The sequence below is a fragment of the Glycomyces salinus genome, assembly GCF_016428645.1.
GTDB lineage: Bacteria > Actinomycetota > Actinomycetes > Mycobacteriales > Micromonosporaceae > Glycomyces > Glycomyces salinus.
This window is the reverse complement of sequence record NZ_JAELXW010000023.1, coordinates 25,048-47,694: the sequence shown is the minus strand read 5'-3', so window position 1 is coordinate 47,694 and position 22,647 is coordinate 25,048. Positions and strand designations below refer to the sequence as shown.

Annotated in this window: 23 protein-coding genes and 1 pseudogene; 18 read left to right on the top strand and 6 right to left on the bottom strand. The window is 69.8% G+C overall.

Annotated features, from left to right (window positions below):
- The first annotated feature begins 53 nt into the window (after positions 1-53).
- The 3 genes from JFB92_RS09195 to JFB92_RS09185 all read left to right on the top strand — a co-directional run bounded on the left by JFB92_RS09195 (position 54) and on the right by JFB92_RS09185 (position 2,905).
- Complete coding sequence (locus JFB92_RS09195) at positions 54-944, top strand: UTP--glucose-1-phosphate uridylyltransferase (RefSeq protein WP_199037292.1); 891 nt, start codon at positions 54-56, stop codon at positions 942-944.
- 96 nt (positions 945-1,040) lie between these two features.
- Positions 1,041-2,279: a molybdopterin molybdotransferase MoeA gene (locus JFB92_RS09190; RefSeq protein WP_307789074.1), complete on the top strand. Its 1,239-nt coding sequence runs from the start codon at positions 1,041-1,043 to the stop codon at positions 2,277-2,279.
- The gene (locus tag JFB92_RS09185; RefSeq protein WP_199037290.1) at positions 2,276-2,905 is read left to right on the top strand and encodes a GNAT family N-acetyltransferase; all 630 of its coding nucleotides are present in this window, start codon (positions 2,276-2,278) and stop codon (positions 2,903-2,905) included. Before JFB92_RS09190 ends, JFB92_RS09185 begins: the two co-directional genes overlap by 4 nt.
- On the opposite strand, the gene map is transcribed toward JFB92_RS09185, so the two are convergent.
- Positions 2,902-3,687 (bottom strand): type I methionyl aminopeptidase, encoded by a 786-nt coding sequence (gene map, locus JFB92_RS09180; protein WP_199037288.1) that lies wholly within the window; start codon positions 3,685-3,687, stop codon positions 2,902-2,904. The two genes, JFB92_RS09185 and map, sit on opposite strands and share 4 nt — an antisense overlap.
- A gap of 58 nt (positions 3,688-3,745) precedes the next feature.
- On the opposite strand from map, the gene JFB92_RS09175 reads away from it, so the two are divergent.
- The 7 genes from JFB92_RS09175 to JFB92_RS09145 all read left to right on the top strand — a co-directional run bounded on the left by JFB92_RS09175 (position 3,746) and on the right by JFB92_RS09145 (position 7,430).
- A complete protein-coding gene (locus JFB92_RS09175; RefSeq protein ID WP_199037286.1) occupies positions 3,746-3,994 on the top strand; it encodes a helix-turn-helix domain-containing protein in 249 nt (82 codons plus the stop codon).
- Between the two features lie 66 nt (positions 3,995-4,060).
- Entirely contained in the window at positions 4,061-5,209 is a 1,149-nt protein-coding gene (locus tag JFB92_RS09170; protein WP_199037284.1) for a 5-(carboxyamino)imidazole ribonucleotide synthase, read from the top strand.
- Between the two features lie 9 nt (positions 5,210-5,218).
- Complete coding sequence (gene purE, locus JFB92_RS09165; RefSeq protein WP_199037282.1) at positions 5,219-5,728, top strand: 5-(carboxyamino)imidazole ribonucleotide mutase; 510 nt, start codon at positions 5,219-5,221, stop codon at positions 5,726-5,728.
- A 69-nt stretch (positions 5,729-5,797) separates the two neighbouring features.
- Positions 5,798-6,187, top strand: a complete 390-nt coding sequence (locus JFB92_RS09160; protein ID WP_199037280.1) for a RidA family protein — start codon at positions 5,798-5,800, stop codon at positions 6,185-6,187.
- A 92-nt stretch (positions 6,188-6,279) separates the two neighbouring features.
- Entirely contained in the window at positions 6,280-6,540 is a 261-nt protein-coding gene (locus JFB92_RS09155) for a hypothetical protein (RefSeq protein WP_199037278.1), read from the top strand.
- Entirely contained in the window at positions 6,525-6,926 is a 402-nt protein-coding gene (locus JFB92_RS09150; protein ID WP_199037276.1) for a type II toxin-antitoxin system VapC family toxin, read from the top strand. Before JFB92_RS09155 ends, JFB92_RS09150 begins: the two co-directional genes overlap by 16 nt.
- A 228-nt stretch (positions 6,927-7,154) precedes the next feature.
- Positions 7,155-7,430 carry a HigA family addiction module antitoxin gene (locus tag JFB92_RS09145; RefSeq protein ID WP_199037421.1) on the top strand — a complete coding sequence of 92 codons (276 nt, stop codon included), beginning with the start codon at positions 7,155-7,157 and terminating at the stop codon, positions 7,428-7,430.
- On the opposite strand, the gene JFB92_RS09140 is transcribed toward JFB92_RS09145, so the two are convergent.
- Positions 7,427-8,581: a class I SAM-dependent methyltransferase gene (locus tag JFB92_RS09140; RefSeq protein WP_199037274.1), complete on the bottom strand. Its 1,155-nt coding sequence runs from the start codon at positions 8,579-8,581 to the stop codon at positions 7,427-7,429. The two genes, JFB92_RS09145 and JFB92_RS09140, sit on opposite strands and share 4 nt — an antisense overlap.
- Positions 8,582-8,814: 233 nt before the next feature.
- Between JFB92_RS09140 and groES the strand changes: the two genes are divergently transcribed.
- Both groES and groL read left to right on the top strand, forming a co-directional pair.
- Positions 8,815-9,114, top strand: coding sequence for a co-chaperone GroES (gene groES / locus JFB92_RS09135; RefSeq protein ID WP_199037272.1), 300 nt, complete (start codon positions 8,815-8,817; stop codon positions 9,112-9,114).
- 63 nt (positions 9,115-9,177) lie between these two features.
- Positions 9,178-10,824, top strand: coding sequence for a chaperonin GroEL (gene groL, locus JFB92_RS09130; protein WP_199037270.1), 1,647 nt, complete (start codon positions 9,178-9,180; stop codon positions 10,822-10,824).
- A 180-nt stretch (positions 10,825-11,004) separates the two neighbouring features.
- Here the strand turns inward: groL and JFB92_RS09125 are convergent, their stop codons facing one another.
- Positions 11,005-12,801 carry an ABC-ATPase domain-containing protein gene (locus tag JFB92_RS09125; RefSeq protein ID WP_199037268.1) on the bottom strand — a complete coding sequence of 599 codons (1,797 nt, stop codon included), beginning with the start codon at positions 12,799-12,801 and terminating at the stop codon, positions 11,005-11,007.
- A 191-nt stretch (positions 12,802-12,992) separates the two neighbouring features.
- On the opposite strand from JFB92_RS09125, the gene JFB92_RS26545 reads away from it, so the two are divergent.
- Positions 12,993-13,616, top strand: a complete 624-nt coding sequence (locus JFB92_RS26545) for a helix-turn-helix transcriptional regulator (protein WP_307789072.1) — start codon at positions 12,993-12,995, stop codon at positions 13,614-13,616.
- On the opposite strand, the gene JFB92_RS09115 is transcribed toward JFB92_RS26545, so the two are convergent.
- The 3 genes from JFB92_RS09115 to JFB92_RS09105 form a co-directional block, all read right to left on the bottom strand.
- Positions 13,599-14,741: an amidase gene (locus JFB92_RS09115; protein WP_199037266.1), complete on the bottom strand. Its 1,143-nt coding sequence runs from the start codon at positions 14,739-14,741 to the stop codon at positions 13,599-13,601. The genes JFB92_RS26545 and JFB92_RS09115 overlap by 18 nt on opposite strands.
- A 142-nt stretch (positions 14,742-14,883) precedes the next feature.
- A complete protein-coding gene (locus tag JFB92_RS09110) occupies positions 14,884-16,044 on the bottom strand; it encodes an RNA-guided endonuclease InsQ/TnpB family protein (RefSeq protein WP_199037264.1) in 1,161 nt (386 codons plus the stop codon).
- Between the two features lie 273 nt (positions 16,045-16,317).
- Positions 16,318-16,701 (bottom strand): DUF5319 family protein, encoded by a 384-nt coding sequence (locus JFB92_RS09105; RefSeq protein WP_199037262.1) that lies wholly within the window; start codon positions 16,699-16,701, stop codon positions 16,318-16,320.
- Positions 16,702-16,813: 112 nt separating this feature from the next.
- Between JFB92_RS09105 and JFB92_RS09100 the strand changes: the two genes are divergently transcribed.
- The 5 genes and pseudogenes from JFB92_RS09100 to JFB92_RS27170 form a co-directional block, all read left to right on the top strand.
- Positions 16,814-16,978: a hypothetical protein gene (locus JFB92_RS09100; protein WP_199037260.1), complete on the top strand. Its 165-nt coding sequence runs from the start codon at positions 16,814-16,816 to the stop codon at positions 16,976-16,978.
- Positions 16,979-17,050: 72 nt separating this feature from the next.
- Positions 17,051-18,619 (top strand): IMP dehydrogenase, encoded by a 1,569-nt coding sequence (gene guaB / locus JFB92_RS09095; protein WP_199037258.1) that lies wholly within the window; start codon positions 17,051-17,053, stop codon positions 18,617-18,619.
- A gap of 20 nt (positions 18,620-18,639) precedes the next feature.
- Positions 18,640-19,761 carry a GuaB3 family IMP dehydrogenase-related protein gene (locus JFB92_RS09090; protein WP_199037256.1) on the top strand — a complete coding sequence of 374 codons (1,122 nt, stop codon included), beginning with the start codon at positions 18,640-18,642 and terminating at the stop codon, positions 19,759-19,761.
- A gap of 132 nt (positions 19,762-19,893) precedes the next feature.
- On the top strand, positions 19,894-20,160 hold the full coding sequence (locus JFB92_RS09085; protein ID WP_199037254.1) for a hypothetical protein: 267 nt from the start codon (positions 19,894-19,896) through the stop codon (positions 20,158-20,160).
- A gap of 762 nt (positions 20,161-20,922) precedes the next feature.
- A pseudogene (locus tag JFB92_RS27170) lies at positions 20,923-22,500 on the top strand (adenylate/guanylate cyclase domain-containing protein); the annotation flags it as partial.
- Between the last annotated feature and the right edge of the window lie 147 nt (positions 22,501-22,647).

The window sequence follows — 22,647 nt, the reverse complement described above, 5'->3', positions numbered from 1 at the left end:
GAAGACCAGGGTGGCCGAGATGTGACCTTCGGTAGTCACGCTACGCTCGGCCTATGTCATCTACCTCGCGCCGCGCCACCAAGGCCGTCATTCCCGCAGCCGGCTTCGCCACGCGATTCCTACCGGTCACCAAGGCCGTGCCGAAGGAACTCCTGCCGATCGTCGACAAGCCGGTCCTCCAGTACATCGTCGAAGAGGCCGCCGCCGCGGGCCTGGGCGAGGTCACCCTCGTCACCGCCCCCGGCAAGGACTCGATGATCGACTACTTCGACGCCCGCGCCGACCTCGACAACGCGCTCGAGGCCAAGGGCAAGGACGCCATGCTCGCCAAGGTCAAGGCCCCCGAGTCCATCGCCGAGATCGCCGCGATCCGCCAGGGCGGGGCCAAGGGCCTGGGCCACGCGGTCGGCCGCGCCGAGGCCAGCGTCGGCGACGAGCCGTTCGCGGTCCTGCTCGGCGACGAGTTCTGCCACCTCGACGACAAGCTCCTGCCGCGCATGACCGAACTCCAGGCCGAGACCGGCGGGATCGTCCTGGCGCTCATGGAGGTCCCGCGCGAGGACGTCTCCAGGTACGGCGTGGCCGCCGTCCGCGAGACCGACCGGGACGACGTCGTCGAGGTCACCGGCATGGTCGAGAAGCCGGCCGTCGACGACGCGCCCAGCAACCTCATCCTCATCGGACGCTACGTCCTGCCCGGGTCCATCTTCCCCGTCCTGGCCGACACCCCGCCCGGGCGCGGCGGCGAGATCCAGCTGACCGACGCCATGGACACCATGCGCGCCAACGGAACCCCCGTCCACGGGGTGGTGTTCCGGGGCCGCCGGTACGACACCGGCGAACCGGCCGCATACCTCCAGACCCTCATAGAACTCGCCACTGAGAGGGACGACTTGCCCGGCTTCAACGCCTGGCTGCGCGATTTCAGTGCGACACTGGGTTGACGTGAACGCGGCAGGGTGAAGTGACCTCTCACGGGCTTCGCCGAGACAGGCAGTGCCGACGCACGGCGGGGACTCGACACACGGGGGGCTGAATCAGTGAAGGGGAGCGGCGAGGCGACGCCACTGGCGGATTTCCTGTCCAAGGCTCTGGCCCTGGTCCGCCCGCTGCCGCCGGTCGACGTCGACATGACCCGGTCGACCGGCTCGGTCCTCGCCGAGGACGTCACCGGCCCCGGGCCGCTCCCCGCGTTCGACTACGCCGCCATCGACGGCTACGCCGCCAACGCCGACGACCTGTCCGGGGCCAGCCCCGAGCGCGGGGTCAACCTCAAAGTCCTCGGCGACCTGGCCGCCTCCTCATGGCGGCCGGTGCGCCTGGTCTCGGGCACCTGCTTCTCGGTCGCCGCCGGGGCCCCGCTCCCGGTCGGCGCCGACATCGTCGTGCCCCTGACCTGGACCGACGAGGGCATGGCCACCGTCGAGGTGAGGCAGGTGCCGCGCCGCGGCCACGGCGTCCGGCGCCTCGGCTCGGAGCGCACCTCCGGCGAGGTCCTGGCCCACGAGGGCCGCCGCGTCACCCCGCAGCTGATCGCGCTGCTGGCCGGGGCCGGGATCGCCGACGTGGTGGTCCGCCCGACCCCGCGCGTGGTCGTCATCGCCACCGGCGACGAACTGGTCGACACCGGCCGGCCCTCCCAGCCCGGGCAGCTGGTCGACGTCGACTCCCACGTGGTCACCGCCGCCGCCTCCGAGGCCGGCGCCCACGCCTACCGGGTCGGCATCTGCGACGACGACCCCGACGCGCTGCGGGCCGTCCTCGACGACCAGATCCTCCGCGCCGACCTGGTCGTCACGACCGGCGGCACCGGCACCGGTCCCGGAGACATGGTGCGGCGCACGCTCTCCCGTGACGGCGCGGTCTCGTTCGAACCGGTCGCGGTCTACCTGTGCGAGACGATGGGCTTCGGCACCATCGGGCCCGAGGAGGTCCCGATCGTGTGCCTGCCGGGCGACCCGGTCGCCGCGCAGGTCGCGTTCGAGATGTTCGCGCGCCCGCTCATCCAGCGTCTGGCCGGGGCGGAGCCGGTCTTCCGGCCCAGCGTGCGCGCCAACCTGACCGAGCCCGTATCCTCACCGAACGGACTGCGCGAATTCCGCCCGGTCCGCGTCGCCGAACGGCGCGGCGGCGGCTACACCGTGGCCCCGCTGGGGACCTCCTCCTACACTCTCACCGGACTGGCCGAAGCGACCGGTCTGATGACGATCGGCGAGAACGCGACCCGAGTGCCCGCCGGGTCGACCGTAGACGTACTGCTATTGGACCGCACTAGATGACCCTTTCCAACCCCGGATGGCCGGTGCACCTCGAACACGGCGAGGTGAGCGTTCGGCCGTTCCGCCGCGGCGACGCGCGGCGGTGGAGCGAGTTGCGCCGCGCCAACGAGGCCTGGCTCGCCCCATGGGAGCCCGGCACCGGAACCACTTGGCACGAGGCGCATTCGCCCGCCGCCTTCCGCTCGATGATGCGCGGGCTCAAACGCTCGGTCAAGGAGGGCACGAGCTGGCCGCTCGCCGTCTGCTACCGCGGGGCGCTGTGCGGGGGGCTGACCGTCGGCAACATCGTGCGGCGCGCCTTCGGCTCGGCCTACGCCGGGTACTGGATCGACCAGGGCCACGCCGGGAAGGGCATCACCGCGACCGCGCTGGCGATGGTGATCGACCACGCGCTGACCGTGGGGCGTCTGCACCGCATCGAGGTCAACATCCGGCCCGAGAACGGGCCGTCGAACCGGGTCGCCGAGAAGCTGGGGCTGCGGCGCGAGGGCCTGCACAAGCGCTACCTCTACATCGACGGCGACTGGCGCGACCACTACGGCTACGCCGTCACCGCCGAGGAGATCCGCACCGAGCGCATGGTCGACCGCTTCGAGCGGCTGCGGCGCGCCGAGACCGGGAGTTAGCGCCGCTTCGGCAGATCGGCGCGGTCGGTCAGGACGACCGGGTCGCCTTCGGTGACCGCGATCGTGTGCTCCATGTGCGCCCCGCGCGAGCCGTCGGCGCTGCGCAGCGTCCAGCCGTCGGTGTCGTAGCGGATCTTGTCGGTGCTCTGCAGGAACCACGGCTCGATCGCGATGACCAGGCCGGGCCTCAGCCGCATGCCGCGGCCGGGGCGGCCGTCGTTGGGGATGTGCGGGTCGCCGTGCATCTCGCGTCCCACGCCGTGGCCGCCGAACTCGGTGTTGATGCCCAGACCCTCGGCGCGGGCGACCTCGGCGATCGCCGCGGAGATGTCGCCGATCTTGTTGTCGGCGCGGGCCGCGCCGATTCCGGCCTCCAGAGCGCGGGCGGCGGTGTCGATGAGTCTCAGGTCCTCCTCGCGGGGCGTGCCGACGGTGAAGCTGAGGGCCGAGTCGGCCACCCAGCCGTCGACCGAGACGGCGAAGTCGAGGCTCACCAGGTCGCCGTCGCGGAGCTTGTAGTCGAACGGCAGGCCGTGCAGGACCGCGTCGTTGACCGAGGTGCACAGGACCTTCCCGAACGGCCGCGCCCCGAACGAGGGGTGGTAGTCGATGTAGCAGGAGGTCGCGCCGGCCTCTTTGATGCGGCGGTGGGCCAGGTCGTCGAGGTCCAGGAGGTTGACGCCGATGTCGGCGACCTCGGACAGCTCGGTGAGCGTCTGGGCCACGAAGCGCCCGGCCGGGCGCATTCGGGCGATCTCCTCGGGGGTGTGCAGCTCGATCATGGGGCTTCCTCCTCGCGCGAAAATGTTGGTATTTTTATACCGGTACTATAATACCGTCATGATCCGGCCGACGCTGACTCCCGCCGAACGCGCTCGCGGGCGCGCGCTCGGCCGCACGCTCCGCGAAGCCCGCGGTGACCGTGCCCTCGGCGAGGTCGCCTACGCCGCGGGCGTCTCGCCCGAGACCCTCCGCAAGATCGAGACCGGCCGCATCGCCGCGCCCGCCTTCTTCACCGTCGCCTCCCTGTGCCGCGTGCTCGGCCTCTCGATCGCCGAACTCGCCGCCGACGCCTCTCCGCGGCCGTGAGGACCTTCCTCACGCTCGCCCTCAGCTGCCGGAGCCCGCGCCCGACCTCGCGTTAAGCTCTCCGGCGTGGACGCAGCGACCCAACTTCCGACCGTGGCCATGATCGGCGCCGGGCAGCTCGCCCGCATGACCCACCAGGCCGCGATAGCCCTCGGCCAGAGCCTCAAGATCCTCGCCGCCGACCCCGCCGAGAGCGCGGCCGCCGTCGCCTCCCAGGTGCGGATCGGCGACTACCGCGACCTCGACGCCCTGCGCGAGTTCGCCTCCGGCGCCACCGTGGTCACCTTCGACCACGAGCACGTGCCGCAGGAGGCCCTGCGGGCCCTCGTCGCCGAGGGCGTCGAGGTGCAGCCCAGGCCCGAGGCACTCCTGTTCGCCCAGGACAAGCAGGCCATGCGGGAGCGGCTCGGCAAGCTCGGCCTGCCGCAGCCGCGCTGGGCGCCGGTCGCCGCGGCCGCCGACGTCGCCGAGTTCGGGACGCCGTGTGTGCTCAAGGCCGCCACCGGCGGCTACGACGGCAAGGGCGTGTGGATGGTCGATTCGGCCGCCGACGCCGAGGAGGTCCTCGCCTCCGGCATCCGGCTCATCGCCGAGGAGCGGATGCCCCTGGTCAGGGAGCTCGCCGTCCAGGTCGCCCGCTCGCCGCGCGGCGAGACGGCCGTCTACCCGGTGGTCGAGACCGTGCAGGTCGGCGGGATCTGCACCGAGGTCATCGCTCCGGCGCAGGACCTCGACGAGGCGACCGCCGCCGAGGCCGCCGCCATCGCCCGCACCGTCGCCGAGGAGCTGGGCGTGTGCGGGATGCTCGCCGTCGAGCTGTTCCAGACCGAGGAGGGCGACGGTTCTCAAAGGCTCAGCGTCAACGAACTGGCCATGCGCGCCCACAACTCCGGGCACTGGACCATCGAAGGCGCGGTGACCAGCCAGTTCGAGCAGCACCTGCGGGCCGTCCTGGACTACCCGCTCGGCTCGGCCGAGACCGCGGCCCCGGTGACGGTGATGGCCAACGTCCTCGGCGGCGAGGCCGGAGGCCCGCGCCTCGACGAGCGGCTCCAGCACCTGATGGCCGACGACACGGCCGCGCGCGTCCACCTCTACGGCAAGGCCGTTCGGCCCGGCCGCAAGATCGGGCACGTGACCGTGTGCGGCGACGACGTGGCCGAACTGCGTGAACGCGCCCGGCGAGCGGCCCGTCGGCTCACGGAAGGCAAGTAGTCTGTCGGCATGAGTGACAACGAACGCGCCCATGTCGGCGTGATCATGGGTTCCGATTCGGACTGGCCGACCATGGAGCCCGCCACTGGGGCGCTCGAGGAGTTCGGGATCTCCTTCGAGGTCCGGGTGGTCTCGGCCCACCGCACCCCCCACAGCATGCTGAGTTATGCCGGTTCGGCCGCCTCCAGGGGCATCCAGGTCATCATCGCCGGAGCCGGGGGCGCGGCGCACCTGCCGGGCATGGTCGCGAGCGCGACCCCTCTCCCTGTGATCGGGGTCCCGGTGCCGCTGAAGCACCTGGACGGGATGGACTCCCTGCTCTCGATCGCCCAGATGCCCGCGGGTGTCCCGGTCGCCACGGTCTCGATCGGCGGCGCCCGCAACGCGGGGCTGCTGGCCGTCCGCATCCTCGGTGCCAGCGACGAGGCCCTGCGGGACAAGATGGCCAACTACCAGGTCGACCTGGAGCGCATGGTCTCGGAGAAGGACGCGAACCTGCGCTACAAGCTCACGCACTGACCAGGAGCCCGGCGGCGGGCTCGGTGAAAACCGGTCGCGTCGGACCCGGCCGCCGAATAGCCTCGGCGCATGAGCGAACCCTTGCACCCCACGGCGGGATACGAGCACGTGACCGTGGTCGAGGCCGGTCCGACCGCCTACCTGGCCGGGCAGTGCCCGCTCGACGCCGAGGAGAACGTGGTCGGCGTAGGCGACCTGGACCGCCAGATCGAACAGGTGGCGGCCAACTGCCTGGCGGCCCTGGCCTCGGTGGGAGCGACCCCGGAGGATGCGGTCCGCTCGGTGGTCTACGTGGTCAGCACCGACAGCGGGGAGGTAGGCCGAACCTGGCACAAACTGGCCGACCACCAGGAGCTCGGCCCGGCCTTCAAGGCGGCGAGCACGGTAGTAGGAGTGACCGCCCTCGGCTACAGGGACCAACGAGTGGAAGTAGACCTCACCGCCCGCCTCCACGTGTGATACACGCGAATGATTCGTAACCCGGCAAGGATCTGATTGGATCCGATAATCAGACCTAGCTCGGTGTATGATTTTCCGGCTACTATGATGGCATGACCATGATTACTGCAACCGAGGCTGCAAGGCGCTTCTCGTGGGTGCTGGACGAATCGCTGCATGGCAAGGTATTCGAGGTCATGCGCGGCGGCCAGCACGTCGCGACGATCATGCCGCCGCACCACGCCAACGGTGCCGCGATTATCGCGGCTTACGCCGCGCGGGAGCCCGACGAGGACTTCGCCGACGTGCTCGAAGAGGTGCATGAGCAGATGAACACGCCGGTGGAGGCGCGGGATCCGTGGCTAGACGACTGATTCTCGACACCGGGGTGCTCATCGGGTTCGAGCGCAGGGCGATTGAGCCCGCGTCGATTCTTCAGCCCGACGATGATGTCGCGATTTCGGCGGTGACGCTCTCGGAACTCCTGATGGGGGTGAAACTGGCTGACTCTGATAAGCGCCCCGGCCGTGAAGCTGCGGTTAGAGCAGCTCGGGAACTGTGTGTGGTCGAGAACTTCACTGATGCGACCAGTGAGTATCACGCTGAACTGCAGGTTCATTGTCGCAAGATCGGGAAACCGAGGGGCGAACTCGACCTCATCATCGCGGCGACATCCCTTGCCACCAGCAGGGTGGTCGTGACGCTCGACAAGCGCGCGGGCTTCGGTTCGCTTCCGGGTGTCGTCGCGATCGAGCTTTGAGCTTATGGATGGTACCTGTGGCTAAGCGGCGAATCGGCATAGATATCGAGGATGAAGACCTAGTGCTCCTCGCCGGAGCCGCAAAGCGTCAAGGGGTATCACTGGAGGAACTCATCTTCGGCGTCATCAGGCGCACGGCGGACGCGATTCGGGACCGGGACGAGGGCTTATACCGCGATTGTCGGGTCTCGGGAAGTGGAGTGGAAGGTGGAAGTCTTGATACCACCGATGCATCCGGGAGAGATCCTCGCTGAAGAGTTCCTGGAGCCCTTGGGTATTTCGCAGTACCGGCTCGCGATGGCGCTCGGGGCCCCGCCGCGGCGGATCAACGAGATCGTGCACGGCAAGCGGCGCATCAGCGCCGACACCGCGCTCAGACTCGCACGGTACTTCGGCACCTCGGACCGGTTCTGGATGAACCTCCAGAACCGCTACGACCTCGAAATCGAGCGCGACCGCCTCGGGAACGACCTAAGTCGGATCAAGCCGTTCGCGGCTGCCTAGACCTCTTGGCAGAGAATCGCCGCGTGGGCTTCTCTGATTCGGGTCGCCACCATCGTTGCCTTGTTCGGGCCCTTGAGTTTGAGTTTCTTGCGGAGTTCGGCTGGGTCTACGCCAGTTCCTCTCTGCTTGATCGTGAGGTTGCCAATTTCTCGTTCGGCCAGGAGCGCGCGGAGCTTCTTCGGGTGGAGGGGCCAGACCTCTTCCACCTTCCAGGCCCTTGCGAACGGGGTTTCTGTCAATCGGTCGGTATAGAGGTAGGCGATGTCCGGGTGGGCCGTGCGGGCGTCCAACCGGGTCGCCAGGTCGGCCACCAGTCCCGCTCTGATCACCGCTCCGTCCGGTTCGTACAGGTAGGCCGCCACCTCGCCGGTCTCGGTTCGGGCCTTTCCGTCGCCCTTCAGTTCGTGCCACCGGCCTTCCTTGCACACACTCGCCCGGCGCGGCACTTCCGCAGTCTTCCCCAGCCACAGGCATGCCTCGACCACGTCCCGGTCCACCGATACCCATTCGGCCTCGGCTCCCTCCGGCAGCCAATCGTGCTTGATTCCCGGGCCCAGCTTCACCGCCGCCGATTCGGTTCCCTTCAGGCGATCCAGCAGGGCGTCCAGGGGCGGTGAGTAGTCGGCCGGGTTGAAGGCCCTCGTGCCTCCTGAGCGGCGGGCCGGGTCGGCGAAGACCGCTCCTGCGAGTCTCGATTGCAGGGCGTCGCCTACTCGGATATCGATGTCCAATCCCAGGGATTCGGCATTGGCTCTTGCCAGCGCGGCCGTCTCCTCGTCCGCGTCCACGGCCGTCACCTTCAAGCCCGCCTCCGCGAAGGCCAGCGCGTCCGTGCCGAGGCCGCAGCACAAGTCCGTCACCTCGTCGGCGTGCCGGGCCAGCCTCGCCGCCCGGCGCTCGGCCACCGGCCATCTCGTGGCCTGCTCCAGGGTCGGCCTGGTGAAGTAGAGGCGCGCCGCGCGGGCGCCGAATTTCGCCTTCGCCTTCTCGCGCAGTTCCGCCAGCGTCAGCGCCGCCGCCGCAAGTTCCGGGGCGGTGCCGTCCTTGCGCAGTTCCAGGGCCGCCCTGTCGCCCTTCTCGGCCAGCGCCGCCGCCGCTCGCTCTTGCAGGGGCTTGTCGGCTCGCAGCGCCTCGAACAGGCTGGTATCCACGCCACCCATGATTCCCTATGAGTTCACAGACCCCGCCGTTGACGCTCCCACCTGGGCGAACTAACCTTTCCCTTAGCACTCGCACGTCGAGATTGCTAAGCGTTAGAATCAGCTTGGCACTCTCATCGTGAGAGTGCCAGAAGCCACGGGCCGGTGCCTCGGCACCCGCGACGACGAGACCCGTGCCGTCGTGGCGGTTCACACCAAAGAACGGTAACGCAAGGAGAGACCAAGTGAGCAAGGCTGCTATCAAGCCGCTCGGCGACCGCATCGTGGTCCAGACCAACGAGGCCGAGACCACCACCGCTTCCGGCATCGTCATTCCCGACACCGCCAAGGAGAAGCCCCAGGAGGGGACCGTCCTGGCCGTGGGCCCGGGCAACTTCGACGACAAGGGCAACCGCATCCCCGTCGACGTCAACGTCGGCGACGTGGTCATCTACTCCAAGTACGGCGGCACCGAAGTCAAGTACGCCGGCGAGGAGTACCTGGTGCTCTCGTCCCGCGACGTTCTCGCCGTCGTCGAGCAGTAGCGCTACCTGGGCCCCTGACTCAAGGGGCCCATCCGTGTTCTCGCTCGAGTAGGAAGGGAAACCATGCCGAAGATTCTCAACTTCGCCGAAGAGGCGCGCGGCGCACTGCTGCGCGGCATCGACGAACTCGCCGACACCGTCAAGGTCACGCTCGGCCCCAAGGGCCGCAACGTGGTCCTCGAACGATCCTTCGGCGCGCCGATCATCACCAACGACGGCGTCACCATCGCCAAGGAGATCGAGCTCAAGGACCCGTACGCCAACCTGGGCGCCCAGCTGGTGAAGGAGGTCGCCACCAAGACCAACGACGTCGCCGGTGACGGGACCACCACCGCCACGGTGCTGGCCCAGAAGATGAGCCGGGCCGGCGTCCGGGCCGTCGCCGCCGGGGGCAACCCGGTCGCGATCCGCAAGGGCATCGAGGTCGCCACCCAGGCGGTCTCCGACGAGCTCCTGGGCCAGTCCATCGAGATCTCCGACCACGAGAGCATCGCCCAGGTCGCCTCGATCTCGGCGCAGGACCCGGAGATCGGGGAGCTCATCGCCAAGGCCATGGACGTGGTCGGTGCCGAGGGCGTCATCTCGATCGAGGACGGCTCCAGCCTGGAGACCGTGCTCGAGGTGACCGAGGGCATGCAGTTCGACAAGGGCTACATCTCGCCGAACTTCGTCACCGACTCCGAGGCCCGCGAGACGGTCTTCGAGGACCCTTACATCCTCATCGTCGACTCCAAGATCTCCTCGGTCGAGGACCTGCTGCCGGTGCTGGAGAAGGTCATCGACGCCTCCAAGCCGCTGCTGATCGTCGCCGAGGACGTCGACGGCCAGGCTCTGGCCACGTTGTCGGTGAACGCCCTGCGCGGGACCCTGAAGGTCTGCGCCGTCAAGGCCCCGGCCTTCGGCGACCGCCGCAAGGCCATCCTGGGCGACCTGGCGGCCCTGACCGGTGCCGAGGTGATCTCCTCGGAGGTCGGCCTCGACATCAAGAGCGCCGACCTGTCGCACCTGGGCTCGGCCCGCCGCATCACGGTCACCAAGGACTCGACCACCGTCGTCGACGGCGCCGGATCCAGGGAAGAGGTCGACGGCCGCATCTCGCAGATCAAGACCCAGATCGACCAGACCGACTCCTCCTGGGACCGCGAGAAGCTCGAAGAGCGCCTCGCGAAGCTCTCCGGCGGCGTCGCGGTCATCCAGGTCGGCGCGGCCACCGAGGTCGAGCTCAAGGAGCGCAAGCACCGCATCGAGGACGCCGTCTCGGCGACCAAGGCCGCGGTCGAGGAGGGCATCGTCGCCGGCGGCGGCGCGGCCTTCGTCCACGCGCTCGCGGCGCTCGACAAGGTCGAGCTCGACGACCCCGAGGCCCGCGTTGGCCTCAAGATCGTCAAGGAGGCCCTGACCGAGCCGCTGCGCCGCATCGCGATCAACTCCGGCGCCTCCGGCGACGTGATCGTGGAGGCCGTGGCGGCCAAGTCCAGCGCCCGCGAGGGCTGGAACGCCCTCACCGGCGTCTACGAGGACCTGGTCGCGGCCGGCATCATCGACCCGGTGAAGGTCACGCGCAACGCGCTGCTGAACGCCGGTTCGATCGTCGGCATGACGCTCACCACCGAGGTGACGATCGTCGAAAAGCCTGAGGATGAGGACGAGGACGGCCATGGCCACAGCCATGGACACGGCCACGCCCACCAGCACGGACCGGGCTTCTAGCCGGTCTTGAAGGCACGAACAGGGCCGCCGACGCACGTCGGCGGCCCTGTCGCGTACCCGGACCGGGGCGCGTCCCCGGCCGGCGGCCGGGCCGCGCTTCCGCTCGCCGGACCGCTTCGCGACCGGCAAGTGTCAAAATCCCGACACTTCCTCGCTCCGATGTCGGGAACCCGATAGAGTTCAAGTGCCTTCGCGGCCTTTGGGGATCGGAGCCGCGAAGGCACTTTTCTTTCCCGCTCGTAACTCCCCGTACTGGCGGACCCGCAACTGCCGCATACGGTTCAGCGTCGCCGCCACCTCGTGGCGCCGCGGCACCGCGAAGTCGGCGTTCCGCACCTTCAACAGCTCGGCCACGCCGCGCTCCTCCAGCACCCTCTCGAGCCGGTCGAGCGATTCGGCCACGGTCGCCTCGCCGTCGATCCAGCCGCGCCGGACCGCCGCCTCCACGGCCAGGCCGATCCCGGCGGTCATGGACGGGTCGGTGATCTGCTCGACCGCCCGCACGTCGACGTCGGCCTCGCCGAACCGCAGCCCGTCGGTGCCGGCGGCCTTGATCTTCTGCTTGCCGCGCGCCTCCGACGAGACCGAGCCGGGGTCGATCACGCGCGGGTGCGGCATCGCGAACGAGTCGGCCTCGGCCACGCGCCCGGTCGGCTTGGCGGCCAGCGTCCGCGCCCGATCGGTGACGTCGGCGGGCCGGTAGGCGTCCATCATCACGACCCGGTCGGCCACGTCCATGTAGTCGCCGGAGCCCCCCATGACCAGGATGGTGGCCACGCCGTGGTCGTCGGCCATGGAGCGGATCAGGTCGACCAGCGGGGTCAGCGGCTCGCGGTCCTTGGCCACCAGCTCCTGCATGCGCGCGTCGCGGATCATCAGGTTGGTCGCGGCGGTGTCCTCGTCGATCAGCAGCAGTCGCGAACCGGCCTCCAGGGACTCCACGATCGCGGCGGCCTGCGAGGTCGACCCCGAGGCGTTCTCGGTGCTGAAGTGCCGGGTGTCGTCGCCGGAGGGCAGGTGGTCGACGAAGGCGTGGACGTCGACTCCGGTGGCCGCCCGCCCGTCCTCGGCGCGGATCTTGGTCGCGGCGGGGTCGGCGACGACCAGTTCGCGGCCGTCGCCGGGAACGTGGTCCCACACTCCGGTCTCCAAGGCGCGCAGCAGGGTCGACTTGCCGTGGAAGCCGCCGCCGACGATGAGGGTGACGCCGGGGCCGATGCCCATGCCGCGCACCGGCCCGGCGTTCGGCAGGTCGATCGTCACGGCCATCGAGTCGGGGCTGGTGAACGGGACGCCGTCGTCCATGGGGCGGTCGTCGACTCCCGAGCGGCGGGCCAGCATCGAGCCGTCGGCCACGAAGGCGACCAGGCCGCGCTCGGCCACGGCCGCTCGGAGGGCCTCGACGTCGTCGGCGTGGCGGACCCACCGTTCGGCCTCGTCCTCGGCCACTCTGAGGGCCCGGTCGGCCGCGTCCGGCAGGTCCTCGCACAGCAGCCGGGCCGCCGCTCGCCCGGCGATGCGCCGCCCGCGGCCCGGCAACTGGGCGCCGAGCCGGAACACGACCGCGCCGTCCGAGCCGACCTCGCAAGAGGACCGTCGCAGGATCTCCTGGCCGCCGGCGTCGATGCGGAGGTCCCGAGTGCGGCAGGCGCGCCGGAAGCGCTTGGCGAGCAGCACCGCGATCGCGCGCCGCCTCGCCTCGGTGGCGTACCAGTAGTCGAGGAGATCGGCCTGGTCGCGGTCGAAGCGCAGTTCGACCCGGCTCGGCGGGGCAAATGGGTCAGACTGCACCTTCGCGATCTCGAGCAGCGCATCCGATGTCCACCATTTGCCACGCAACGATTTGTATCGGCCGTAACTCGCACCCTCCAGGCCCGTTAGTTCGTTAGACAGGTCATGGCGAGGTGGATATGAACGATGATCATCATTCGCGCGGTACTCGGTCTTGTCGTGCCGTCCGCCTCTTCGCTGTGCCATGCGCCCAGTCTCCCATTGGCGCAGCCGGGTCGCTCGGACCCGCGGCTGGAGCGTATGGCATGCCCCTCATTCCCGGAAACCTCGAAAAGTCACTCGAAAAATTTGGCGCAAGTCGCGTCATGGCGGCGAAGCGGCCGCGTTCTCAAACCGAGAGACACACACTCGGCCTGCCGCATGAAAGGTAGAACAACGTGAGAACCATACTGGTCTGTGTTAAGACTCCTCAAGCGGGGCAGAAGATCTCGGCCTGTGCGACCCGGATGGGTCTGGCCCAGTCGGTCAAGAGCGTCGAAGGGGCCACCGAGCTGTTCGTCGAACTCGGCCGCCGCCAGGTCGACGTGGTCCTGATCGACGTGGGACTGGCCGCCCCCGATCCCGTCAAGTTCACCAAGACCGTCCGCGTCCGCTCCCCCCGCACCGGAGTCCTCCTGTCCGGCGCCACCGACCCCCGGACCGCCGCCATGGTCGTCGCCGCCGGAGCGCGCGGCGTCGTCCGCAGTCCCAGCAACAACTCCGACGACCTGCTGGTCGCGCTGGCGCAGGCGATCATGTTCGCCACGCCGGCGATGCCGAAGCCGCCCGGGGAGGTGCTGCCGCGGCAGCGCTCGCAGCTGGCGGGCATGAAGCTGACCGAGCGCGAGCTCCAGGTCCTGCGGGGGATGAGCGAGGGCAAGTCCAACGCCGAGATCGGACGCGACCTGTTCGTCTCCGAGGACACCGTCAAGACCCACGCGAGGAGGATGTTCCGCAAGCTCGGCGCCCGGGACCGGGCGCACGCGGTCGCCGAGGCGTTCCGCTCAGGCCTGGTCTGCTAGCCCCAGCAGGGCCTCGTCGCGGCCAGGGGAGGCGACGAGCTGCAGACCGACCGGCAGACCCGCGATCTCGCCCGCAGGCACGGCGAGCGCAGGGGCGCCGGAGAGGCCGGCCGGACAGGTCAGTCGGACGATCGCTTCGCGATCGGGCTGGTCGCCGAGTCTTGGTGAGGGACCCGGGGCCGCGGGGATCGCGAGGGCGACGCCGTCGGCGAGCCTGTCGGAGAGAAGCAGGGAGAGGCGCCCGCGCCGCTGCTCGGCGGGCGCCAGCTCCTCGGGGCCGATCTCGGCCGCGCGCGCGAACCGCGCCGCCACACCGGGCCCGAACTCGGGTTCGGCCGCTCTGATCCACTCGCCGTGGGTCAGCCAAGCCTCGTGCGCCTGGAGGATCGCGTAGGCGACGCGCGCCGCCTCGAGCTCGCCGATGTCCTCGAACAGCGGCGTGCGGTCGATTCCGAGGCCGAACCGTTCGAGCGCGGGCTCCAGCGCCCGCCGCACCTCGGCGGTCTGGTCGTCCCAGATGTCCTGGGGCGCATACAGGCTCGTGATCGGAGCCGCCTGTTCGGCGGGCGGATCCAGCAGGACGCGCATCGCCGCGCCGAGCGTGGCCGCGTCGCGGGCGAGGACGCCCGCGGTGTCGAACGTGGGCGCCAGCGGCACGACCCCGTCCATGGGGACGCGGCCGTGCGTGGGGCGCAGCCCGTAGAGGCCGCAGTAGGAGGCGGGCACGCGAATCGAGCCGCCGGTGTCGGTGCCGAGTCCGATGTCGGCGAGCCCGAGCGCCACCGCCGAGGCCGACCCGGCCGACGAGCCTCCGGGCATCCGGCCCGGCGCTGCCGGGTTGTCGGGCGCGCCGTAGTGGGCGTTGGTGCCGTTGAGGCTCCAGGCCAGTTCGTCGGTGATGGTCTTGCCGACCAGCCCGGCCCCGGCCGCGAGCAGCCGCGCCACGGCCGCGGCGTCCGAGTCCGGGACCTCGTGCGTCTCCAGCCAGCGCGGATTGCCCGCGCCGGTGGGCATCCCGGCGACGTCGAACAGGTCCTTGACGGCCAGCCGCAGGCCCGCGAGGGGCCCGGCCGCGGCGATGTCGGGCTCGGCGACGGGGATCCAGTCAACGAACGGGTCGGTCACCGCCCCACATTGACATACTCCATGCCCTGAAGGACAGGGATCCCCGGTTTGCGGTCCGCGTGAAGCGTCCCGGTTACGGGTGGTTTCCTGTTTCGACGGGCCGAGCCAGGCGTGCCTGGTCTTACCAGCCCTCCGCAGGCGTTTATCTGGTGTCCGCATGCCCTGCGGCCACCAGGCGCTGGCCTTCGCGCCTGATGTTGATCTCGGCGTTGGCGTCGCGGTCGTGGACCGCCCCGCACCCGCAACGCCACCGGCGGATGCTGAGACCGTCGAGCCCGGTCGGCCCGGTCAAAGCACCGCACGATGAGCACAGGCGGGTGGAGGGGAAGTACCGGTCGACCTTTGCGAACGTGCGGCCCGCACGGTTCGCCTTCGACTCCAATCGGGTCAGGAACATCCCGAACGCCGCGTCCTGTATCGACTTGGCTGCCCGGCCGCGACTGAGCCCGCGAACGTTGAGGTCTTCGACATAGATGCCTTGGTTCTCGGCAACGATCGTCTTGACCTGCTTGTTCACCCAGTCTGAGCGGGTGTCTTTGATCTTCTCGTGGATCTTGGCGACCTTGACACGGGCCTTCGCCCGGTTGGCCGATCCTTTCGCTTTCCGGCTCAGTGCCCGTTGGGCTTTCTTGAGCTTGCGTTCAAGTTTTCGGAAGAACTTCGGGGACTCGATGGCCTTGCCGCTGCGCAGGACCGCGAAGTCTTTGAGCCCGAGGTCGATTCCGGTCTCGGCGTCGGGGTCGGCCAGCGGCTCGGCCAACTCGGCGTCCTCGTCGACCGCGACCACGAAGCTCGCGTAGTACTTCCCGGTTGCGGTCTTGATGACCGTGACCGAGGAAGGACCGGCCGGCAGTGCCCGCGACCAGGCGACCTTGAGGTCGCCGATTTTGGGCAGGTGCAACCGGCCATTATCGAGGACCTTGAAGCGGGCGTTGCGGGTGAAGCGGATCGCCTGGGTGCCCGTGCGACGCTTGAACCGGGGCGGCCCCATGCGCGCCCCTGCGCGTCTCCCGCTCAGGGAAGCGAAGAAGTTGCGATACGCCCGGTCGGCGTCGGCCAGAGCCTGCTGGAGCACCACGGCCGACACCGAGGCGAGCCAGGACCGTCTCGAGGTGCGTTTCGCATCGGTGATCAACGCCTTCGACAACCGCGCCGTGGTCGGATACGGAAGACCCTCGCGGTGCGCGTCCCTCCGCGCGGCCACGGCGTCGTTGAACACCACGCGGGCGCAACCGAACGCGCCCGCCAGCGTGGTGCGCTGGGGGCGGGTCGGGTAGATCCGGTACCGGTACCGCAAGAGCACGTAAGGATTCTAAAATAGGTGTCTCCTCGCGCAGGCTGCGCCGTGAGCTCCCAGCTTTGGAACGCCACTTGGGGCTAAGCGGCCGTAGTTGGGCTCGTACTTCGCGGCCAGCGCCGGGGCGCGCCCCTGAACGTGGTACGCGAGTACATCGAAGGGCAACAGCGCCCCGCCCAGCGCAGTCCCGCTGACGGAGGACCGCGAGCAAGCAATCGCCCCGGATTCGCTTCCGTCCTGAAGGACGGGACACTCTCCGGGACAACCGGTAGCGGTCCCCTAGGTCGCGTGCCGCTCGGCTTCTCCACCGTGCCGACGCAGCCAGCAGTCCGAGAAACCGCGGGCGTAGTCCCAGGTCACGTAGTGGGTCGGGTCGGGGTCGTAGGCCGGCTCGTGGACCTGCGCGCTGTTGTCCTTCAACAGGGCGCGCAGATTCGACATCAGCAGGCCCCAAGTGAAGTAGTGCGGCTCGTCGCAGTCGGCGCAGTCCACCACCACACCGCGGTAGCCCTCGGGCTCGAGGACCCTTTCGAACATCTCGAGTTCGTGGAGGTCCTCCAGGAGGTCGGCGCGGTCGGCGTCGTCCAGTTCAGGCTCGAACACCATGGATCGGTCCATGTGCTCGGGGTCGTCGGCGAACGGGTCGCGAGGCTCCTCATGCACCCCTCCAGACTATCGCTCGCGCGCCTGATCACCACCCCCGTCACGCCGCGGCGGGCTTGCCGGCGCGCCTTAACATGAGCTTCAAGCCGATTGCCGACATCAGGAGACAGCGATGGACGAGTTCGCCGAGAGCGCCGTGGACTGGGGCGCCGAGGTCACCGAGGACGTTCTCGGGGCGCTGCCCGAGGAGGCCGCCGAGGTCTGGGAGACCGTGGGCGAGGAGTCCTCCGAGGCATGGGACACCGTTTCCGACGAGGCCGGAGAGCTGCTCGAGTAGCCGTCCCGAATCACACCGCGCGGAGCCGTGTGCGATTCGGGGAGACGCAGGTAACGGCACTACCATTGGCGCATGGCGTTCTCTGGGGATTTCGGAATTTCAGGGCTCGAGGGCCAACACGGCGGCCGAGTGGGGGGCACCACGGTGCCGCTGGGCTCGGTCGGCGCGATCCCGCTCGGCCTGACTTACGACGACGTGCTGCTGCTGCCCGGCGAATCCGACGTGGTCCCGTCCGAGGCCGATACGTCTACGCAGCTCACACGCAACATTCGCGTCGCGGTGCCGCTGCTGACGGCCGCGATGGACACCGTCACCGAGGCCCGCATGGCGATCGCCATGGCGCGCCTGGGCGGCCTCGGCATCCTGCACCGCAACATGTCCGCCGAGGACCAGGCTCAGCAGGTCGACCTGGTCAAGCGCTCGGAGTCGGGCATGGTGGCCGACCCGGTCACCTGCTCCCCGCGCGACACGCTGGAGCAGGTCGACAAGCTGTGCGGCCGCTACCGCATCTCGGGGCTGCCGGTCACCGACGAGGACGGCAAGCTCATCGGCATCGTCACCAACCGCGACATGCGCTTCGAGAGCGACATGTCGGTCACGGTGGCCTCCGTCATGACCTCCCGCGACCTGGTGACCGCCCCTGAGGGCGTCTCCAGCGAGGAAGCCCTGGAGCTGCTCAAGCGCAACAAGATCGAGAAGCTCCCGATCGTCGACGGCGACGGTCACCTGCGGGGCCTGATCACCGTCAAGGACTTCTCCAAGCGCGAGGAGTTCCCGGACGCGTCCAAGGACGGTTCCGGGCGGCTGCGCGTCGGTGGCGCGATCGGCGTCGGCGACGACCAGTACGCGCGCGCCGGGCAGCTCGTCGAGGCCGGGATCGACGTCCTCTCGGTCGACTCGGCCCACGGCCACTCGCGCGGCGTGCTCGACATGATCGCGCGCGTCTCCAAGGACTTCGGCGACAAGGTCGACATCATCGGCGGCAACATCGTGACCGCCGAGGCCGCGAACGCCATGATCGACGCGGGCGCCGACGGCGTCAAGGTCGGGGTCGGGCCCGGCGCCATCTGCACCACGCGGGTGGTCGCGGGCGTGGGCGCCCCGCAGGTCTCGGCGATCATGGACACCGTCCGCGTCGCCCGCGAGCGCGGCGTCCCGGCCATCGCCGACGGCGGCGTCCAGTACTCCGGCGACATCGCCAAGGCGATCGTCGCGGGCGCCTCCTCGGTCATGATGGGCCAGCTGTTCGCCGGCTGCGCCGAGAGCCCCGGCGAGCTGATCTACATGAACGGCAAGCAGTTCAAGTCCTACCGCGGCATGGGTTCGCTGGGCGCCATGCAGTCCCGCGGCGAGGCCAAGTCCTTCTCCAAGGACCGCTACTTCCAGGGCGGCGTCGAGTCCAACGACAAGCTCGTGCCCGAGGGCGTCGAGGGTCAGGTTCCGTATCGAGGAACCCTCGCACAGGTGGTCTACCAGCTCGTCGGCGGACTGCGCAGTGCTATGGGCTACACCGGAGCCGGTACGATCGAGGCGATGCACGAGCGCGGACGTCTGGTCAGGATCACCGCGGCGGGACTCAAGGAGAGTCACCCGCACGACATTCAGATGACCGTGGAAGCGCCCAACTACCACACGCGGTAGTGGGAACCAGAGGAGGACCTGTGCGGGAACTGGTCGAGATCGGCCCCGGCAAGATCGTCGCGCGCGGCTGGCGGCTGGAGGAAGTGGCGCTCGTGCCCAGTCGGCGCACCAGAGACATCGACGACGTCTCCACCGAGTGGCAGTTGGACGCCTACCGGTTCGAGATTCCGGCGATGGGGCACCCGTCGGACGCGACGATGAGCCCGGCCTCGGTCATCGAGACCGGACGGCTCGGCGGGCTCGGCGTGCTGAACGCCGAGGGCCTGTGGTGCCGCTACGTGGACCCGACGTCGCTGCTGAAGGAGCTGGCCGACACGCCGGCGGAGACCGCGATCGAGCGGCTCCAGGAGATCTACTCCGAGCCGGTCAAGCCCGAGTTGATCGCCGAGCGGATCGCCGAGATCCGCGCCGGCGAGGTGACCACGGCGGTGCGGGTGAGCCCGCAGCACACCGCCGAGCTGGCGCCCTTGGCCGTCGAGGCCGGGGTGGACCTGCTGGTCATCCAGGGCACGATCGTCTCGGCCGAGCACGTCTCCAGCACCGGCGACGTGCTCAACCTCAAGCAGTTCATCGCCGACCTGGACGTTCCGGTCGTGGTCGGTGGGGCCACCAACTACAAGACCGCGATGCACCTGATGCGCACCGGCGCGGCCGGCGTCATCGTCGGCGTCGGCTCGGACGACTGGTCGACCACCGACTCGGTCCTGGGCATCGACGTCCCGATGGCCTCGGCGGTCGTGGAGGCCGCAGCGGCCCGCCGCGACTACCTCGACGAGACCGGCGGGCGCTACGTCCACCTGATCGCCGACGGCGAGATCACCGGCTCGGGCGCGATCGCGAAGGCCATCGCCTGCGGCGCCGACGCGGTCATGCTCGGCTCGATCCTGGCCGACGCCGCCGAATCGCCCGCCCAGGGCGCGTGGTGGCACTCGGCGGCCTCCCACCCGAAGCTCCCGAGGGGCCGTTTCCGCCCCGGAGACTCGGGCGACGTGGAGGTCCCGGACCTGGAGGCGATCCTCTACGGCCCGTCGAACTCGAGCGACGGCAGCCAGAACCTCTTCGGGGGCCTGCGGAGGGCCATGGCCAAGACCGGCTACACCACGGTCAAGGAATTCCAGCGGGCCGGCCTGGTGACCGTCTGACAAAGCCCAGAACCCGCGGGGTCCGGCACGCAGAGCGCGCCGGACCCCGCGGCCCGTATTCAGGGCCGGAGACGAGACCACCGACCTTGAAGGCCGTACTTTTGAATCAGGCACAGTCGGGGAGGAACCGACATGACGACCAAGGAGTTGCTGCACCGTCTGGTCGAGGACCTTGGTGAGCCGCAGGCGGCCGAGGCGCTCACTTGGATTCGGGCCCGCTACGCCATGCCTGATCCCGCCCGTTCCGTTGCCGATCTGCCCGAGTGGATCGGGTCGTTCTCATCTGGTCGCGGCGATCTGGCCGAGCGCCTCGGCGTCAGCGAATTCGCCACGATCGACCACCGTCATTTCAGCATTGTCCGGCCCTCCCATGGCGAGGCGCCCACGCTCCTTCCCTGAACGGGTCCGGTGAGCGAAGGCCGTGCGGGTGGTCCCGCCGGAAGCGGGCCGTGAAGGCGTTCCAGTCTTCGGGGTTGGCGAGTTTGCGCTTGATGGGCAGCGGCTTCTTCTCGCCGTCCGGGCGGAGCTCGAACAGTTCGCCGGTGTGCTCCCGCAGCGCGAGTCGCGAACCAGGTCTGCGCGGGTACTGCGTCCACCGGCCCCAATTGTTCACGGCCGTGATCGTTCGGCTGATTCGGTGGTAGGCGAAGTATCGGCGGGTCGCCGGGGCCTGGGGATCGAAGCTGAGGATCAGAGGCACTGCGGCCAAGGCAGGGCCCATCATCGGAGGAAGGAACGCGCCGATCACGGAAAGCACGACGCCGCTGCCGATCCCGACTTGGCTCTTCTTGTTGATGAACCAGTGCCGTTTCCACCGAATCGTGAGTTCCTCCGGCTGGGGTTCGCCGTCGATTCGGCCCCGCGGCTGGGGCGGGTCGTTTTCAGGGTTGCCCCGTGGGGCGGGGGCTTCTGGGGGCATGGGTGTTCTCTTCGGTTCTGGGGCCGTTCCGCCTCATCGTATCGTCGCTCGCAGTCTGTGCGGGTTCCGCTGGGGAGCGCTTGCCGTCCGGTTCCCGTTCGGGGGATCTCGGGAAGTTGTGCTCTGGGGCACAGGTATCTGTCAGCTAGGACACGTATCCTTGCGAGCGTGAACGCCACGATTGCCGCGGTTCCCGGAAGGAGTGGGGAACAACACACCCCCGGTTCGGTGTTGGTGCTGCTGTGACCTGCCCGTTCTGTTCCACGCCGACCGTCCCCGGCGCGCGCTACTGCCACCACTGCGGCGCGCCCCTGTCTCCGGAGGCCAGCTCCCCTCAAACCGAGCGGCGCTACGTCACGGTGCTGTTCGGCGACCTCTCCGACTTCACCACCTGGTCGGAGAGCCTCGACCCCGAGCGCGTCTCATCGGTGACCGACCGGCTGCTGGCCGAGTGCGTCAGCGCGGTCAACGAGTTCGGCGGGCACGTCGACAAGCTCACAGGCGACGGGCTCATGGCCGTGTTCGGCGCGCCGCTGTCGCACGAGGACGACGCCGAGCGGGCCGTGCGCGCCGCGCAGGCCATGCAGAAGCGCGTCCGGGCCCTGCTCAAAGCCGAGTCCGGCTCCGGGCTTCCGATCGGGCTGCGCATCGGGTTGCGCTCGGGCCTGGTCGTGGCCGGGATGCAGGCGGACCTCGAGTACACCGTCATCGGCGACACGGTCAACACCGCCGCGCGGCTGTGCGACGTCGCCGCCGTCGGCACCGTCTGGGCCGGCGAGGAGACCATGAAGGCCACCGAGCACGCCGCCGCCTGGAGGCGGCTGGCGCCGGTGAGGCTCAAGGGCAAGCGCGAACCGGTCGAGGTCTACCAGCTCCTCGGCCTCGAGGACGAGCCCGGCACGCGGGCCAGTCTCGGCGACACCGCGCCGTTCATCGGCCGCGGCGCCGAGATCGGGCGCGTCACCGGCCGCCTCGACGCCGTCATCGACCGCGCCGAGCCGCTGGTCCTCATCCACACCGCCGAGGCCGGCATGGGCAAGACCCGCTTCGCCCGCGAGGTCCGCACCCTCGCCGTCGAGCGCGGCGCCCGCGTGCTCTCGGTGCGCGCCGCCCCCTACGGGGAGGGCCGCCGCTTCGGGCCCCTGGCGGACATGGTCCGCAAGGCCGCCGGCCTCAAGTTCGACGACGACCGCGGCACCGCCGAGTCCAAGCTGCGGCGCATCGTCGACGGCCACGGCGACCACGACGAGTGCGGCCTGAACGTCGAGGTCCTGCTCGGCCTGCTCGGGCACGGGCGCCCCGGCGCGACCGACCGGCCCGGCGGCTTCACCGGCCGCCAGTCCGAGGCGTACACCATCCCGCTGGCGGTCTCCGAGCTGCTGACCCACATGGCCGCGCAGCGGCCCCTCGTGCTCAACATCGACGACCTGCACACCGCCAGCGCCGACGGCATCGACGCGCTCGGCATGGCCCTGTCCAAGGTCTCCGGGCCGGTGCTGGTGCTGCTCTACGGCCGCCCCGAGCTGACCCGCTCCTCGGGGGTGCTCACCCGCATCTCCGAGGCGGAGGTCCACCCGCTGCCGCCGCTGGCCGGCGCCGACGCGGCCCGGCTCCTGCGGGCCTTCCTCGGCGGCGGGCGGCTGCCCAAGCCCGACGAGGAGCGCCTGCTGGGCTTCGCCCAGGGCAACCCCTACTACCTGGCCGAGCTGGTCACGCTGCTCACCGAGCAGGGCCTGCTGACCCACCACGGCGACGACTGGAAGCTGGCCGCCGGCTCCCTGACCGGCCGGGTCCTCTCGCGCGACCTCGCGCAGGTCCTCGGCGCCCGCATCGACGCGCTCAGCGCCGCGGCCCGGCAGCTGCTGCGCGCGGCCTCGATCTTCGGCGACGCCGTCCCGCCCGAGGGCTCGCAGCTGCTGGAGAAGGAGGTGCCCGGCGAGTTCGAGCGGGCCCTCCAGGAGCTGCTG

Coding starts and splice junctions, on each gene's coding strand:
- map (WP_199037288.1), bottom strand. CDS start 3,687: ATGATCGAGCTGCACACCCCCGAGGAGATCGCCCGAATGCGCCCGGCC.
- JFB92_RS09145 (WP_199037421.1), top strand. CDS start 7,155: ATGCATCCGGGAGAGATCCTCGCTGAAGAGTTCCTGGAGCCCTTGGGT.
- guaB (WP_199037258.1), top strand. CDS start 17,051: ATGGCGTTCTCTGGGGATTTCGGAATTTCAGGGCTCGAGGGCCAACAC.
- JFB92_RS09195 (WP_199037292.1), top strand. CDS start 54: ATGTCATCTACCTCGCGCCGCGCCACCAAGGCCGTCATTCCCGCAGCC.
- purE (WP_199037282.1), top strand. CDS start 5,219: ATGAGTGACAACGAACGCGCCCATGTCGGCGTGATCATGGGTTCCGAT.
- JFB92_RS09085 (WP_199037254.1), top strand. CDS start 19,894: ATGACGACCAAGGAGTTGCTGCACCGTCTGGTCGAGGACCTTGGTGAG.
- JFB92_RS09175 (WP_199037286.1), top strand. CDS start 3,746: ATGATCCGGCCGACGCTGACTCCCGCCGAACGCGCTCGCGGGCGCGCG.
- groL (WP_199037270.1), top strand. CDS start 9,178: ATGCCGAAGATTCTCAACTTCGCCGAAGAGGCGCGCGGCGCACTGCTG.
- JFB92_RS09160 (WP_199037280.1), top strand. CDS start 5,798: ATGAGCGAACCCTTGCACCCCACGGCGGGATACGAGCACGTGACCGTG.
- JFB92_RS09185 (WP_199037290.1), top strand. CDS start 2,276: ATGACCCTTTCCAACCCCGGATGGCCGGTGCACCTCGAACACGGCGAG.
- JFB92_RS09125 (WP_199037268.1), bottom strand. CDS start 12,801: ATGGCACAGCGAAGAGGCGGACGGCACGACAAGACCGAGTACCGCGCG.
- JFB92_RS09100 (WP_199037260.1), top strand. CDS start 16,814: ATGGACGAGTTCGCCGAGAGCGCCGTGGACTGGGGCGCCGAGGTCACC.
- JFB92_RS09155 (WP_199037278.1), top strand. CDS start 6,280: ATGACCATGATTACTGCAACCGAGGCTGCAAGGCGCTTCTCGTGGGTG.